The sequence below is a fragment of the Massilia niastensis DSM 21313 genome (assembly GCF_000382345.1).
Taxonomy (GTDB): Bacteria; Pseudomonadota; Gammaproteobacteria; order Burkholderiales; family Burkholderiaceae_D; genus Telluria; species Telluria niastensis.
Genome location: NZ_KB908099.1, coordinates 22,063 through 37,238 on the forward strand (window position 1 = coordinate 22,063; position 15,176 = coordinate 37,238).

Here is a 15,176-nt window from a genome sequence, read left to right on the forward strand (position 1 = left end):
TGTTAATTACACTCCCAGGAGTTCGGTCAGCACCGGCATCCTGGCATCCAGCTCGGCCGCCGCGATCGTCTCGACGACCTGGCCGTGCTCCACCACGTAAAAACGGTCCGCCAGCGGGGCGGCAAATCTGAAATTCTGTTCCACCATGACGATCGTGTAGCCCTTCGCCTTGAGGGTGGTGATCATGCGCGCCAGGGTTTGCACGATGACCGGCGCCAGCCCTTCGGAAATCTCGTCCAGCAGCAGCAGGCGCGCGCCGGTGCGCAGGATGCGCGCCACCGCCAGCATCTGCTGCTCGCCGCCCGACAGGCGCGTGCCCTGGCTATGGCGGCGCTCGTACAGGTTGGGGAACATCGCGTAGATCTCGTCGACCGTCATGCCGGCGCCGCCATTCCCTTTCAAGGTGGGCGGCAGCATCAGGTTTTCCTCGGCCGACAGCGAGGCAAAGATGCCCCGCTCTTCCGGGCAATAGCCGATCCCGAGGTGGGCGATGCGGTGCGTCGGCAGCGTGATGGCTTCCACGCCGTCGACCCGCACCGAGCCGCTGCGGCGCCCGGTCAGGCCCATGATGGCGCGCAGGGTGGTGGTGCGGCCGGCGCCGTTGCGCCCCAGCAGGGTGACGACTTCGCCCGGCTGCACGGTCAGGTCGATGCCGTGCAGGATGTGCGATTCGCCATACCAGGCGTGCAGGCCGCGGATCTCCAGCGCGGCCGTCATCCCTGCGCTCCCTGCAGTTCGGTCGCGCTGGTGCCCATGTAGGCTTCCATCACCTGCGGATTGCGCGACACCTCGGCATAGCTGCCTTCGGCCAGCAGCGCGCCGCGCTGGAGCACCGAGATGCGGTCGCAGATGCCGGACACGACGTTCATGTTGTGCTCGACCATCAGGATGGTGCGCCCCGCCGACACTTTCTTGATCAGCTCGGTGACCCGGTGCACGTCCTCGTGGCCCATGCCCTGGGTCGGTTCGTCGAGCAGCATCAGTTCCGGCTCCATCGCCAGGGTGGTGGCGATCTCGAGCGCACGCTTGCGCCCGTACGGCAGGTCGGCCGTCATGGTGGTTGCGAAGCCCTCGAGGCCGACTTCGGCCAGCAACTGGAGCGCGCGTTCGTCCAGCCGCTCCAGCGAAGCGCTGCTCTGCCAGAAATGGAAGCTGGTGCCGAGCTGGCGCTGCAGGCCGATGCGCACGTTCTCGAGCACGCTCATGTGGGGAAAGACGGCGGAAATCTGGAACGAACGGATCACGCCCATGCGGGCGATCTGGGCCGGCCTGGCCCCCGTGATGTCCTTGCCGTTGAAAAAAATCTGCCCGGAAGTAGGCGTCAGGAACTTGGTGAGCAGGTTGAAGCAGGTGGTCTTGCCGGCCCCGTTGGGACCGATCAGCGCATGGATATGGCCGCGCTCGACCTTGAGGTTGACGTTATTGACTGCTGTGAATCCCTTGAATTCCTTGGTCAGATTCCTTGTCTCCAGGATGAGATCCGCCATTCGTTCTCCAAAACGTGGGCCTGCACCAGACAACAGCTTTTGACAAATAGTACATACTAAGATGGCGCATCACAACAAGCAGCTCTACGGTGCGGCGCTCCGTCCCCTCTTCCTGCGCGCACGCCGGCTGTGCACTTTTGCACAGCCTTGCGGATTCAGCCGCCCTTCAGCAGGTCTTCGGCGGCCTTTTCCGCGATCATGATGGTCGGCGAATTCGTATTCCCCGAAGTAATGAACGGCATGATCGAGGCGTCCACCACGCGCAAATTAGCGATGCCGCGCACGCGCAGGCGGCTGTCGACCACGGCCTGCGGATCGTCGGCGCGCCCCATGCGGCAGGTGCCGACCGGATGGAAGATCGTGGTGCCGATCAGGCCGGCGGCCTGGGCCAGTTCTTCCTCGGTCTGGTAGGCCGGGCCGGGCAGGTATTCTTCCGGCCGGTAGCGCGCCAGTGCCGGCGCCGCCACGATGCGCCGCGTCAGGCCCAGGGCGGCGGCGGCGGTCTTGCGGTCGGCCTCGGTGCTCAGGTAATTCGGCGTGATCTTCGGCGCCGCATGGCTGTCGTTCGACGCGATGCGCACATGGCCGCGCGAGGTCGGCTGCAGGTTGCACACGCTCGCCGTGAAGGCGGGAAAACGGTGCAGCGGCTCGCCGAACTTGTCGAGCGAGAGCGGCTGCACGTGGAATTGCAGGTCGGGCGCCTCCGTCATGCCCCGTCCGGAGCGGGCGAACACGCCCAGCTGCGACGGCGCCATCGACATCGGGCCGCTCTGGAACAGCGCATATTCGAGGCCGATGCGCAGCTTGCCGAACCAGTTCGCGGTGCGCATGTTCAAGGTTGGCGCCCCGCTGATCCGGAAGATCATGCGCAGCTGCAGGTGGTCCTGCAGGTTTTCGCCCACGCCCGGCAGCTCGGCCACAGGAGCGATTCCCTGCCCGTGCAGATTCGCCGCCGCGCCGATGCCGGACAGCTGGAGGATCTGCGGCGAGCCGATGGCGCCAGCCGCCAGCAGGGTTTCGCGGTGCGCGGTCGCGGTGTAGGCGCGGCCGCCGCCGCTGAACTGCACGCCGCGGCAGACTTTGCCCTGCGGCCCGTCCTCGACCAGCAGGCGCTCGACATGGCAGCCCGTCATGATGGTCAGGTTCGGGCGCTGCGCGGCCGGTTTCAGGAAAGCCCGCGCCGTATTCAGGCGGATGCCGCGCCGCTGGTTGACCTCGAAATAGGCGGAGCCCGCGCCGCCGCCGGCATTCAGGTCGCCGATCTTGGGAATGCCGACCTCCTGCGCCGCGTCGCGGAAGGCATCCAGGATCTGCCACGACAGGCGTTGCCGCTCGACCCGCCATTCGCCGCCGACGCCATGCACCTCGCTGGCGCCGCCGTAGTAATCTTCGCTGCGCTTGAACAGCGGCAGCACCTGGTCCCAGCGCCAGGATGGATCGCCCGCCACCTCGGCCCAGCGGTCGTAGTCGGCCGCCTGGCCGCGCATGTAGATCATGCCGTTGATCGACGAGCTGCCGCCGAGCACCTTGCCCCGCGGGTAGATCAGCGAACGCCCGCCCAGTCCGGCTTCCGCTTCGGTCTTGAACAGCCAGTCGGTGCGCGGATTGCCGATGCAGTGCAGGTAGCCGACGGGGATATGGATCCAGACGTAGTCATCGCGGCCTCCCGCTTCGATCAGGAGCACGTCCACATCCTTGTTCCGTGTCAGGCGGTTCGCCAGGACGCAGCCGGAAGTGCCGGCCCCGATGATGATGTAGTCGTACTCGCCGGCCGATTCCATGGGCTAGCGTACCGAGTCGACGGAAAGATGGCCGGCCGGCGAGCGCATACCGCCGGGCTTCGGCATGCATTCAGCGAGCAGACACGGCAGCGCGTCGAGATCCAATACCCCTCCGTCCGTAGTTCGATGAATGGAGCTTACCAGATCGTAAACGGAAGTCCAGAGCCCATCTGTGGATAACCAACTTGATATCCACAGGTATCGATTGTGCAAAACTCGGCTTTTTTGCACAGGCAAAAATCTTGTTCAGGTTTTCCCTCAGGAACTTCGATGACTAGCGCACCGTCTTATCCGTCACGTAAACGACTGATTCTTCACCCGTTAACCGGGTTGTCCACAGAAAAGGGCTACCGTTAACCACTACTATCAACGTTGTATATAGATCTGGTTGTAAACCGAACGGGGCCGCGAAAAAAAATTTTTTTTGATGTCGCGTTGCAACTTGGCACATCGCCAACGCGCTTCGCCGTGTCGACCGATCGGGTTTGCCGAACGCTGTGCCAGGCCTTCCAGGCCGCCAGGAGGCCTGCGCGCCCTTCCCGTCTGTGGACAACCCAATGAATATCCACAGGATCGAATGTGCGGAACTGGTGGTTTACCCCGACCACCGGATTTCTATCCAGTTTTCCTGCAAGACAAAAACAAGCTTTGTCCAGCTGGTTAACGCGACCGTAAACCACTGATGCTGTGGAAAAAATCCTTGTTATCCACAAAGAAGCTGCCGTTTACTACTACTACCAATGTATATATAAATCTTTAGATACAACAACAGAACAAAAACGCACGCGTATCCGCCAGCGCCAGGCCTGGTGGAAGCTTTCCTGAAGAGTTTTCAAAAAAAACGGCAGCTCAGCGAACTGGTTCTGTATGCATCTGCTGAAAAAACCGGCAGATCAAACCCCTACCCCGACGCACAGCGCGATGGCCAAGCGCTCGCGGATCGCCAGTTCGCGTCCGGTGCTGACGACCTGGCTTGGCGAACGGACGGTCGATGCTCAGCCCGGACACCCTGGAAGCGGTTTTTCAGAAGATTTTTTTTAAGCGGCTGTGGAAAAGCCACTGAATATCCACAGGAGCAGATGTGCAGAACCGGCGTTTACTGAGCAGCCAGAAATCTTGTCCAAGATCCGTTCTCGCTGAAAACAAGGTTTGTCCAGCACTTCAGAAATGCCGTAAACGGTTGATACTGTGGAGTAAACCCGGTTTATCCACAGATGAAGACGCGTTTACTATCACTACCAGTTTTGTATACATCCTTAGTTTACTAACTACCTGAACAGCAAAAACCGGGACAGCAGAAAACGAACGCCACCAGGGCCGCTTCTGTTACTCTTCCAGCCAATGAACCACGTCGACAGCCACTTCCATGACCACCATCACGCGCTGTACAAGTCCTGGACAGCCTGGCTGGCTGGCGCTGCGCACCGCTTTATGGCCCGAAGAAGAGGAAGAACACCTGGCTGAAATGCGCGCCTTCTGTGCACAACCCGAGCGTTATGCACAGTTCCTCGCCTGCTCTGCCGATAATGCACCCCAGGGATTCGTTGAGATCGCCCTGCGCAGCGATTACGTGAACGGCACCGCCAGTTCTCCCGTCGCGTTCCTGGAAGGCCTGTACGTCGCGCCAGCGTTTCGCCGGCAAGGCATTGCCGCGCTGCTGGTCGAGAAGGCCCAGGAATGGGCGCGCGAACACGGCTGCAGCGAACTGGCTTCCGATGCCGTGCTCGAGAATACGGCGAGCCATGCGCTGCACAGAGCGCTCGGATTCACGGAAACGGAGCGCGTGGTGTACTTCCGCAAACTACTTTGACAGCAAAAACACATTAAAAAAAATGCGATTAGGGATCATCAGCGCTTTGCAAGAAGAACAGGCAGGGCTCGTGGAAGCCATGAGAGGGCCCTCCAGGCTCATCCATGGCAAGCGCGAGTACTTTGCCGGACACCTGTGGGAAATCGACGCTGTGTGCGTTTTATCGCGGATTGGCAAGGTTGCCGCCGCCATGACGGCCACCACGCTTGTGGAAAAGTTCGGAGTTACCCACATCCTGTTCACGGGCGTGGCTGGCGCCGGGGATAAATCGGTGCGTGTCGGGGATATCGTGGTCGCGGAATCCTTCGTCCAGCACGACATGGACGCCAGTCCCCTGTTCCCGCGCTTCGAGGTGCCGCTGACGGGGCTGACGCACTTCCAGCCCGACCAGCAGATGGCGGTGCGCCTGTCCGGGGCCGCCCATGACTTCCTCGAACTGGACCTGCTGGAAGCGATCAGCGAAACGGAAAGGCGCGAATTCCGCCTCGAGCAGCCGCGCGTGCACCGCGGCCTGGTGGCCAGCGGCGACCAGTTCGTCAACGACCGCGAGCGGCTGAACGCCATGAACGATGCCCTGCCGGGCCTGGTGGCGGTGGAGATGGAAGGCGCCGCGGTGGCGCAGGTGTGCTTCGAACTGGGCGTGCCCTTCGCCGTGCTGCGCACGATTTCCGACAACGCCAATGAAAACGCGGCCCCCGATTTCATGCGTTTCGTGAAATCGGTGGCCGCGCAATATGCCTTTCACATCACCCGGCGCATGTGCCGCGACCTGAAAGACGCGCCGCTTCAGTTCAGCAGCGATTCGGCCGGCACGTAGTCGTAGCCGAGGGCCTGGGCCACGGCGGCGTAGGTGATCTTGCCTTCGCAGACGTTCAGGCCCTGGCGCAGGTGCGGGTCGTCCGCCATCGCCTGTTTCCAGCCCTTGCCGGCCAGCGCCACGGCGTGGCCGATGGTGGCGTTATTCAGGGCGAAGGTGGAGGTGCGCGCCACCGCGCCCGGCATGTTGGCCACGCAGTAGTGGATCACGTTGTCGACCACGAAGGTCGGATCGGCGTGGGTGGTGGGATGCGAGGTTTCGAAGCAGCCGCCCTGGTCGATCGCCACGTCCACGATCACCGCGCCCTTCTTCATGTGCGAGACCATGTCGCGGGTGACCAGTTTCGGCGCCGCGGCGCCCGGCACCAGCACGCCGCCGACCACCAGGTCGGCCGACAGCACCGCTTTCTCGAGCGCGAGCGCGTTCGAATACAGGGTGGAGATGCGGTTGCCGAACACCAGGTCGAGCTGGCGCAGCCGGTCGACGTTCTTGTCCAGCACCGTGACGCGCGCCCCGGCGCCGACCGCCATCTGCAGCGCATTGGTGCCGACCACGCCGGCGCCGATGACGACGACGTGTCCAGGCGCCACGCCCGGCACGCCGCCCAGCAGCAGGCCCATGCCGCCCTTGGATTTCTCCAGGTGGCTGGCGCCGGCCTGGATCGCCATGCGGCCGGCGACCTCGCTCATCGGCGCCAGCAGCGGCAGGCCGCCACCCTGGCCGGTGATGGTTTCGTAGGCGATGCAGACCGCCCCCGATTTCACGAGCGCCGCGGTCTGCTCCGGATCCGGCGCCAGGTGCAGGTAGGTGTACAGCACCTGCCCCGGGCGCAGCATCGCGCATTCCGCCGGCTGCGGCTCCTTGACCTTCACGATCATTTCCGCACGCGCGAAGATTTCCCTAGCCGTCCCGACGATCGCGGCGCCGGCCGCCACGTACTGCTCGTCGAGCAGGCCGATCTCGGCCCCCGCATCCTGCTGCACGATGACCTGGTGACCACGGGCCACCAGTTCGCGCACCGACGCGGGCGTGAGCCCGACGCGGTACTCGTGGTTCTTGATTTCCTTCGGAACGCCAACCAGCATGTCTGTCTCCTTTGTATTGACTACGTCTACTGCTACTCCTACTCCTCGGTGATGCGTCGATTACGGTGTGACCAGCTTACTACGGTCGATTGTTACAGGCCCAGGGTCATCAGGCTTGCGTTGCCGCCAGCCGCGGTGGTGTTGACGCAGACCGCGCGCTCGGCCACCAGGCGCCACAGCCCGATCGCTTCCACGGCGCCGGTGTCGACGATGCCGACGATGGCGCCCTGGCGCGCAGCCAGCTTGGCGCGCAGCGAACCGGCCAGGCCGCTCTCCACCATCGCGATCTGGAACTCGTTCGCATCCAGCTCGTCCTGGCCGACGAAGCGCACGCGCTCCTTCACCAGCACCGGCAGGCTGGCCGGAATCAGTTCCGGCGCGCTGGCCAGCACCAGCGCGCGGTTACCGGTCGCCAGCGCGGCGGCCAGCTGGTTCAGCAGGCCGGCGGCGCTCTTCGGTGCGCACAGCACGGCGCCGCGCGGCGTGAACGACAGGGTGTTGCGTTCGCCCGTCGGTCCCGGCAGGGCGATCTCCACGCCGGTCAGGCTGCTCCTCGCATAGCCTTCGGCCAGCGCGACGAGCGGCTGGTGGCCGTTGGTGCGCAGCCAGCCGAGCAGCGCTTCCAGGCCGGCGTCCGCCGGGCGCTGGTGCTGGTGCTGGTGCAGCGAGGCGCCGGCGGCGCGCTGCAGGCGCTTCAGGTAGAGCGGGCCGCCGGCCTTCGGGCCGGTGCCGGACTTGCCTTCGCCGCCGAACGGCTGCACGCCCACGACCGCACCCACGATGTTGCGGTTGACGTAGATGTTGCCGACATGCGCACGCTGGACGATGAAGTCGATGGTCTCGTCGATACGCGAGTGGACGCCCAGGGTCAGGCCGTAGCCGGTGGCGTTGATCGCATCGATCACCTGCGGCAGCTCGGCGCGGCGGTAGCGCACGATGTGCAGGACCGGGCCGAACACCTCCTGCTTGAGCTCCGCCAGCGAGGCGATTTCGAGCACGGTCGGCGGCACGAAGGTGCCGTAGCTGGTGACGGATGGCGGCAGGTCGAGCGCGAAGTGGCTGCGCGCGGTCGCCTTCATGCGTTCGATATGGGCCAGCAGGTTGCGCTGGGCCTCGAGGTCGATCACCGGGCCGATGTCGGTCGCGAGGCGGTCCGGGCTGCCCACGACCAGTTCCTGCATCGCACCCTTGAGCATCCTGATGGTCTTGTCGGCGATGTCGTCCTGCAGGAACAGCACGCGCAGCGCCGAGCAGCGCTGGCCGGCGCTGTCGAAGGCCGAGCTCACGACGTCCTGCACCACCTGCTCCGGCAGCGCCGAGGAATCGACGATCAGCGCGTTCTGGCCGCCGGTTTCGGCCACCAGCGGGATATCGATGCCTTCTTTTTCGGCACGTGCGGCCAGGGTGCGGTTGATCAGCTGCGCCACTTCGGTGGAACCGGTGAAGATCACGCCCCTGACGCGGCTGTCGGCGGTCAGCGCGGCGCCGACCACTTCGCCGCAGCCCGGCAGCAGCTGCAGCGCGGCGCGCGGCGCACCCGCTTCATGGAACAGTTCCACCGCGCGGTGCGCGATCAGCGGGGTCTGCTCGGCCGGCTTGGCCAGCACCACGTTGCCGGCGGCAAGGCTTGCTGCGACCTGGCCGGTGAAGATCGCCAGCGGGAAGTTCCACGGGCTGATGCAGGTCACCGGGCCCAGGGAACCGGCGCTTGGGGATGCGCGCAGCTGCGCCGCGTAGTAGCGCAGGAAGTCGACCGCTTCGCGCAGTTCGGCGATCGCGTTCGGCAGCGATTTGCCGGCTTCGCGCACGGCCAGCGCCATCAGCTCGGTGCCGTTCTGCTCGAACAGGTCGGCGCTGCGTTCCAGGATCGCGGCGCGTGCGCCGGCAGGCGTGGCTTCCCATTCGCCGGCGAAGGCGGCGGCGGCGGCCAGCGCGGTCTCGACGTCGGTGCGCGAGGCTTCGCGCACCTGGCCGACGATGTCGGCCGACTGGGCCGGGTTGACGACCATGGCCGTGTCGCTGCCCTCCACCGGGCCGGCGATCAGCGGCCCGGCGGCGTGCCGGCGCTGGGCGGCCAGGCCGGCGGCGACCTGGCGCAGGATGTTTTCGTTGACCAGGTCCAGGCCGGCGGAATTCCTGCGCTCGGCGCCGAACATGTCGAGCGGCAGCGCGATCGCCGGGTGCGGCTTGCCGCCGCTGGCGCGCGCCGCCTCGAACGGATCGGCCAGCAGGGTGTCGATGGCCACGCTCTCGTCGACGATCTGGTTCACGAACGAGGAGTTGGCGCCGTTTTCCAGCAGGCGGCGCACCAGGTAGGCGAGCAGGGTTTCATGCGAACCGACCGGCGCATAGATGCGGCAGGCCTTGTCCAGCTTGCGCGGGCCGACGACCTGGTCGTACAGGGTTTCGCCCATGCCGTGCAGGCACTGGAATTCGTAGTTGCTGATGTTCCCGGCCTTGGCCCAGGTGTAGATCACCGACAGGGTGTGCGCGTTGTGGGTCGCGAACTGCGGGTAGATCACCTCGGACGCGGCCAGCAGCTTGCGCGCGCAGGTGAGATACGACACGTCGGTATGGACCTTGCGCGTGTAGACCGGATAGCCCGGCATGCCCTCGACCTGGGCGCGCTTGATCTCGGCGTCCCAGTAGGCGCCCTTCACCAGGCGCACCATGAACTTGCGGCCGCTCCTCTTGGCCAGGTCGACCACGAAGTCGATCACGAACGGGCAGCGCTTCTGGTAGGCCTGCACCACCAGGCCGATGCCTTCGAAGCCGGCCAGCTCCGGATCGAAGGCGAGTGCTTCGAGCATGTCGAGCGAGATCTCGAGGCGGTCGGCTTCCTCGGCGTCGATGTTGATGCCGATGTCGTACTGCTTGGCCAGCAGGACCAGGCTGCGCACGCGCGGCAGCAGTTCGCCCATCACGCGGGCGTATTGCGCGCGGCTGTAGCGCGGGTGCAGGGCCGACAGCTTGATCGAGATGCCCGGGCCGTCCTTGATGCCGCGGCCGTTCGAGGCCTTGCCGATCGCGTGGATCGCGGTTTCGTAGGAGGCGTAATAGGCCTTCGCATCGGCTTCGGTCAGCGCGGCTTCGCCCAGCATGTCGTACGAGTAGCGGTAGCCGCGGGTTTCGTTCTCGCGGCTGTTCTTCAGCGCTTCGGCGATGGTCTGGCCGGTGACGAACTGGTTGCCCAGCATGCGCATCGCCAGGTCCACGCCCTTGCGGATCAGCGGTTCGCCGCCCTTCGCGATCAGGCGCGTGAGCGCCGAGCCGAGTCCCTTTTCGCTGCTGGTGGAGACCAGCTTGCCGGTGACCAGCAGGCCCCAGGTGGCGGCGTTCACGAACAGCGACGGCGATTCGCCCAGGTGCTTGCGCCAGTCGCCCTTGCTGATCTTGTCGGCGATCAGGCGGTCGGCGGTTTCGCTGTCGGGAATGCGCAGCAGCGCTTCGGCCAGGCACATCAGCGCCACGCCTTCTTCGGACGAGAGCGAGAATTCGTGCATCAGCGCGTCCACGCCGGAGGCGCGGGTACGCTTTTCGCGCACGCTCGATACCAGGCGGTGCGCCAGCATGTAGGCGTCGCCATTGGCGCTGGCGCCCTGTGCCAGCAGCCACTGTACGGCTTCGCTTTCATCGCGGCGGTAGGCGGCGGTGATGGCCGCGCGCAGCGGCGACTGCTCGCGCTTGACTTCAGCCTGGAGCGCATCGAAGGGGACAAAGGTGGAGGCCGGGGAGGCGGCAATCTGCATGGCTAGTCTTCAGAAAAAGAAAGGAAACAGGGCATCGGATGCGGCAATAGCGCCGTACCGCTTGTGGCGGCCGGCGCATTTTTTGGCACGATGAAATGATTCGATTGTAGAAGTAAATCTACTGGATTAATTCTGTTTTTAAGCCAGACTGGCAAAAGATAGTTCTTGATTCTGCGATCTTGCCGAATAACATTTACGGCACAACAAGGGCCGCATCTTGGGAAATATCGGTATGAAAATTCTTGCAGGAGCGCAGCAGGACGGACCCGGCAGCAAGGGCGCGCCGGCCCCCTGCGTGAACCTTTTTAATTCTGTTTTTACGACAGACTAGCAAAAGATAGTTTTTGGTGCGACAATCTGGCCGAATAATATTTACAACACAAGAGGCGCCAGATGTTGGACAAGATCAGTAAGAAAATTCTTGCGGAACTGCAGAACGACGGACGTATCAGCAACGTCGAGCTGGCCGCGCGCGTGAACCTGTCGCCGGCCGCCTGCCTGGAGCGGGTGCGCAAGCTGCATGAATCGGGCTACATCATGGGTTACACGGCCCAGCTCAATCCCCAGCTGCTGGACGTCTCGCTGCTGGTCTTCATCGAAGTGGTATTGGATCGTACCACTCCCGAGGTGTTCGATGCATTCAAACAGAGCGTCCAGATGATCCCGGAGGTGCTGGAATGCCATATGGTGGCCGGCGGCTTCGATTACCTGGTCAAGGCGCGCGTCAAGGACATGGCGGCGTACCGCGAATTCCTCGGCAAGACCCTGCTGCAAAAAGGCGTGCGCGAAACGCACACCTATGCCGTGATGGAAGAGGTCAAGAACACGACCAAGCTGCCGATCCGCTGAGCGGACCGGTCTTCTTCATGGACGCCCTGCGGCAGGCCGCGGGGCGCTGCCCGATCAGGCTATCTTGCGCGCGCCAGTCTTCGGCGACGCGGTTTCCGACATGCTTTCCAGGTTCTTGCGCAGCCAGCGGTGCGCCGGGCTGCGTCCGTCGCGCTCGTGCCAGAGCATGTCCAGGTGCACGGCCGGCAGCTGGAAGGGCAGTTCGCGCCAGATCAGCACGTCCGCCATGCCGGTCGAGGCCAGCAGGTGTTTCGGCAGGACCGTGATCAGGTCGGAGTTCGCCACCACCCGGCCTGCGGTAAAGAACTGGTTCACCGTCAGCAGGATGCGGCGTTCGCGGCCGATCTGGGCCAGCGCCTCGTCGACCAGGCCGTGGGCGCGGCCCGAGAAGCTCACCAAGAGGTGGTTCGCCTTGCAATAGGTGTCGAGATCGAGCTTGTCCTTGGCCAGCGGGTGGTCCTTGCGCATCACGCACACATAGACACCCGAATACAGGCGCTCGTGGCGGATCGGCGAACCCGTTTCATACGACAGCTGGGCCGCCACGCCCGGGAAGAAGCCGACCGCCAGGTCGATATCGCCGCGCAGCAGCATCGGACGCGGTTCGCGCGTGGTCAGCGGCACCATGCGGATGTTCACTCCCGGCGCCTCGCTCTCGATCGAGCGCATCAGCGAGGGCAGCCACAGGGCGGCGGTCGCGTCGGCCATCGCCATCCGGAAGGTCGCCTGGGCTTTCGAGACATCGAAGGTTTCCGGCATCACCGCCGCTTCCAGCGCGGCCAGCGCCTGCCGCACTGCCGGCCACAGCGCTTCCGCACGCGGGGTCGGCTTGACCCCATAGGCGGTGCGGATCAGCAATTCGTCGCCGAGACTTTCCCGCAAGCGCTTGATGGCATTCGATACCGCGGGTTGGGTCATCGCCAGGTGGCCGGCGGCGCGCGTCAGGTTTTGCTCGGTCATGACCGCGTCGAAGACACGCAGCAGATTCAGGTCAAGCGTCAGAAAGCTCATGGGAAGTCAGGAAAAACTGTTGTGGGTACAGTGTACCTCAAATCATTCACAAACAGTATAAGTGCCATCAGCGAACAGAATTAGATTTATATGTTGCGTTGCACTATAGTTTCCAACGATAACATTACCACACGCATCATGTCTGCCTCCATCACGCTTCTCCAGACCGCCGCCGCACTGCCTTTCGGCCAGCTATTCAGGTCCACTGTGTATGCCGCACTGCTGGGTGGTACCGCCATGTTTTTCCGTCCGCTGCTGGTCGGCATCGGCCGCGCCCTGTTCCTGACCGTGCGCCCGCGCCGTACCAGGGCCGAACTGGCTGCCCGCCAGGCCCTGCGCGATGCGCTGGCGCTGCAGCGCAAGGACCTCGATGCCGTCGACGCCGCCGAGGTGCGCGCCATGGCTTGCCGCCACTGACAGCCCAGCTTTCCTTTTCCGTTTGACGCGGCCTCCAGTACGGACGCCGCGTTTTTTTTCGTCCAGCTTCCGGGCCGGACGCCCCTGTCTAGCCCTTCCGCCTCCCTCCTCTCCCGCCCTTCCGGTGCTCGTGCGCCTCCAGGCCCGCCCGTCGCTCGCAAACTAGTCCGGTTTTCGTCAGCGTGGCCTTTTCCCCAGGAGGGCACGACCAATCAGGTCTGATCCAGAAGTGACTCTTCGTCACGGGAGTTTTCTCGCTCTGTTGATTTCACAAAGTTCACGAAGAGTTAAAAATGGCGCGATGAATCGTGTTCCCACTATTTTCACATTAGCGTATGAATAAGATAAAAAGACGCCATCATCGATATCAATTGGAAGAAGATGCGCCGATAACGCATGTGTCATGAAAGGTGTCGTTGAAAATACAGGATGACGCTATGTTGAATGCATATTGATGTGAGTTTCATGCGCAATGCAGGGTGATTACACGAACTTCACGTTCTTTATCGTGCTTGCCAATACTTTTGGTAAAAACACGGGGCGAGCGCATCCAGGGGGCGACAGCGCGCCCCGCAAGGGCCTCGAGGGCCGGCGTCAGCAGGGAATTATTTCTTCCCGCAGTTCAGGCCTTCGGCTTCCTGCTCGATGACGGAAAGGACGGCCCGGGTGTCGGTCGGTTGAGCGAGCTCCTCGGCTTCGCGGTCGGGCTTGTTGCGGACATTGGGAAGGTCGCGGCGCAGTTCTTCGAGCATTTCGATGATCTTGCTGCTCTTCTCTTCCGCCAGGAGGTTGACCTGCAGGTCGAGGTGGGTGTGCTGGTTGGCCAGTTTCGCCATGCGGTTCTGGCGGATCAGCACGGTGGTGGAGATGATGAAGGCGTTCAGGGTGACCAGGCCCTGCAGCCAGGGGAAAGGCGGCTCGTCGATCTGCTTGAACCCGTAGCCTGGCGCGAGGACGTTCCACAGGATCCAGGCAACCACGAACAACAGATTGGTGCCGACATAGGCCGGACTGCCAAGGATGAGGCTCAGCCTTTCGAAAAACGCTTGCGCCGGGTGCAGGTGCTCTTCGTTGCGTTCGTAGAACTCCGCGATCGTGCCGAGGTTTTCATGCACGGAAGACGGAATCCTGCGGGATAGTTCTTCGTTCAAGGGAGCCATGAAAAAAGCATAGCACGCAGTATTTATCCATCGAGGAAATGGATCCTACCGTGCGTGCTGAGCTGACCCGTCAAAGCGCGCACAGGCGTGGCGGGACGGCGCTCCCAGGCTGGGAGCGCGAGCGGAGGAAATGCGGGAAGAAAGAAAGGCGGCAGGTGGGGCCGCCCGGAGGAATCAGGCCGCGGAGGCCTTGGCGGCGGTCAGGCGTTCGTACTTGACCAGCAGTTGTTCGCGGGTTTCACGCCGCGCGGGATCGAGCGGGATGCAGGCGACGGGGCAGACCTGCTGGCACTGCGGTTCGTCGAAGTGGCCGACACACTCGGTGCACTTGTTCGGATCGATCTGGTAATACTCGTCGCCCATCGAAATGGCTTCGTTCGGGCATTCGGGTTCGCAGACGTCGCAGTTGATGCAGTCGTCGGTAATCAGTAGGGACATCTTGCGGCTCGTTTAGGCTTTCGGTGCGGCAGCCATGCTGGCGATCTTCTTTTGCAGCCAGCGGTCGACCGAGGGGAACACGAATTTCGACACGTCGCCGCCCAGCACGGCGATCTCGCGCACGATGGTGCCCGAGATGAACTGGTACTGGTCGGACGGGGTCAGGAACATGGTTTCGACATCGGGCAGCAGGTAGCGGTTCATGCCCGCCATCTGGAACTCGTATTCGAAGTCGGACACGGCGCGCAGGCCGCGCACGATGACACGGGCGTCATGCTGGCGCACGAAATCCTTGAGCAGGCCCGAGAAGCTTTCGACCTGCACGTTCGGATAATGGCCCAGCACTTCCTTGGCGATCTCGAGCCGCTCTTCGACGCTGAAGAACGGACGCTTGTTCCTGCTGTCGGCTACACCCACCACCAGTCGGTCGAACAGGCCCGATGCGCGACGCACCAAATCCTCATGGCCGCGAGTAAGCGGATCGAACGTACCTGGATAAACGGCTACAACCATTGCGGCTCCCTGAAAATCACCCTGTTGGAACGCGCATTATGCCTGAAAATCCGGCAATC

14 protein-coding genes are annotated in these 15,176 nt (G+C 63.5%); 5 read left to right on the top strand and 9 right to left on the bottom strand.

All coding sequences use genetic code 11. The annotated features are described in order from the left end of the window. Positions 1-6 precede the first annotated feature (6 nt). The 3 genes from H162_RS0115195 to H162_RS0115205 form a co-directional block, all read right to left on the bottom strand. Positions 7-717 carry an ABC transporter ATP-binding protein gene (locus H162_RS0115195; protein WP_020654333.1) on the bottom strand — a complete coding sequence of 237 codons (711 nt, stop codon included), beginning with the start codon at positions 715-717 and terminating at the stop codon, positions 7-9. After that, on the bottom strand, positions 714-1,487 hold the full coding sequence (locus H162_RS0115200; protein ID WP_020654334.1) for an ABC transporter ATP-binding protein: 774 nt from the start codon (positions 1,485-1,487) through the stop codon (positions 714-716). The genes H162_RS0115195 and H162_RS0115200 overlap by 4 nt, the downstream gene beginning before the upstream one ends. A 155-nt stretch (positions 1,488-1,642) precedes the next feature. Beyond that, positions 1,643-3,268: a GMC family oxidoreductase gene (locus tag H162_RS0115205; protein WP_020654335.1), complete on the bottom strand. Its 1,626-nt coding sequence runs from the start codon at positions 3,266-3,268 to the stop codon at positions 1,643-1,645. A gap of 867 nt (positions 3,269-4,135) precedes the next feature. On the opposite strand from H162_RS0115205, the gene H162_RS34050 reads away from it, so the two are divergent. The 3 genes from H162_RS34050 to H162_RS30990 all read left to right on the top strand — a co-directional run bounded on the left by H162_RS34050 (position 4,136) and on the right by H162_RS30990 (position 5,895). After that, positions 4,136-4,309, top strand: a complete 174-nt coding sequence (locus tag H162_RS34050) for a hypothetical protein (RefSeq protein ID WP_156885632.1) — start codon at positions 4,136-4,138, stop codon at positions 4,307-4,309. Positions 4,310-4,634: 325 nt separating this feature from the next. Then, complete coding sequence (aac(6'), locus tag H162_RS0115210; RefSeq protein ID WP_026354673.1) at positions 4,635-5,078, top strand: aminoglycoside 6'-N-acetyltransferase; 444 nt, start codon at positions 4,635-4,637, stop codon at positions 5,076-5,078. Between the two features lie 22 nt (positions 5,079-5,100). Then, positions 5,101-5,895 carry a 5'-methylthioadenosine/adenosylhomocysteine nucleosidase gene (locus H162_RS30990; RefSeq protein WP_040787533.1) on the top strand — a complete coding sequence of 265 codons (795 nt, stop codon included), beginning with the start codon at positions 5,101-5,103 and terminating at the stop codon, positions 5,893-5,895. Here H162_RS30990 and ald read toward each other — a convergent pair. Together ald and putA are read right to left on the bottom strand one after the other, a co-directional pair. Then, positions 5,865-6,980: an alanine dehydrogenase gene (ald, locus tag H162_RS0115220; RefSeq protein WP_020654338.1), complete on the bottom strand. Its 1,116-nt coding sequence runs from the start codon at positions 6,978-6,980 to the stop codon at positions 5,865-5,867. The two genes, H162_RS30990 and ald, sit on opposite strands and share 31 nt — an antisense overlap. 92 nt (positions 6,981-7,072) lie before the next feature. Continuing rightward, positions 7,073-10,729, bottom strand: a complete 3,657-nt coding sequence (gene putA / locus H162_RS0115225) for a trifunctional transcriptional regulator/proline dehydrogenase/L-glutamate gamma-semialdehyde dehydrogenase (RefSeq protein WP_020654339.1) — start codon at positions 10,727-10,729, stop codon at positions 7,073-7,075. A 393-nt stretch (positions 10,730-11,122) separates the two neighbouring features. On the opposite strand from putA, the gene H162_RS0115230 reads away from it, so the two are divergent. Then, a complete protein-coding gene (locus H162_RS0115230; RefSeq protein WP_005664065.1) occupies positions 11,123-11,578 on the top strand; it encodes an Lrp/AsnC ligand binding domain-containing protein in 456 nt (151 codons plus the stop codon). 54 nt (positions 11,579-11,632) lie between these two features. Here H162_RS0115230 and H162_RS0115235 read toward each other — a convergent pair whose 3' ends face one another. After that, a complete protein-coding gene (locus H162_RS0115235; RefSeq protein WP_020654340.1) occupies positions 11,633-12,589 on the bottom strand; it encodes a LysR family transcriptional regulator in 957 nt (318 codons plus the stop codon). A gap of 138 nt (positions 12,590-12,727) precedes the next feature. On the opposite strand from H162_RS0115235, the gene H162_RS0115240 reads away from it, so the two are divergent. Continuing rightward, positions 12,728-13,006: a hypothetical protein gene (locus tag H162_RS0115240; RefSeq protein WP_020654341.1), complete on the top strand. Its 279-nt coding sequence runs from the start codon at positions 12,728-12,730 to the stop codon at positions 13,004-13,006. A gap of 605 nt (positions 13,007-13,611) precedes the next feature. Here H162_RS0115240 and H162_RS30995 read toward each other — a convergent pair. The 3 genes from H162_RS30995 to coaD form a co-directional block, all read right to left on the bottom strand. Further along, a complete protein-coding gene (locus H162_RS30995) occupies positions 13,612-14,121 on the bottom strand; it encodes a DUF1003 domain-containing protein (protein WP_020654342.1) in 510 nt (169 codons plus the stop codon). Between the two features lie 219 nt (positions 14,122-14,340). Then, positions 14,341-14,604 (bottom strand): YfhL family 4Fe-4S dicluster ferredoxin, encoded by a 264-nt coding sequence (locus H162_RS0115250; protein ID WP_020654343.1) that lies wholly within the window; start codon positions 14,602-14,604, stop codon positions 14,341-14,343. A gap of 12 nt (positions 14,605-14,616) precedes the next feature. Beyond that, positions 14,617-15,117 carry a pantetheine-phosphate adenylyltransferase gene (gene coaD / locus H162_RS0115255; RefSeq protein ID WP_026354674.1) on the bottom strand — a complete coding sequence of 167 codons (501 nt, stop codon included), beginning with the start codon at positions 15,115-15,117 and terminating at the stop codon, positions 14,617-14,619. Between the last annotated feature and the right edge of the window lie 59 nt (positions 15,118-15,176).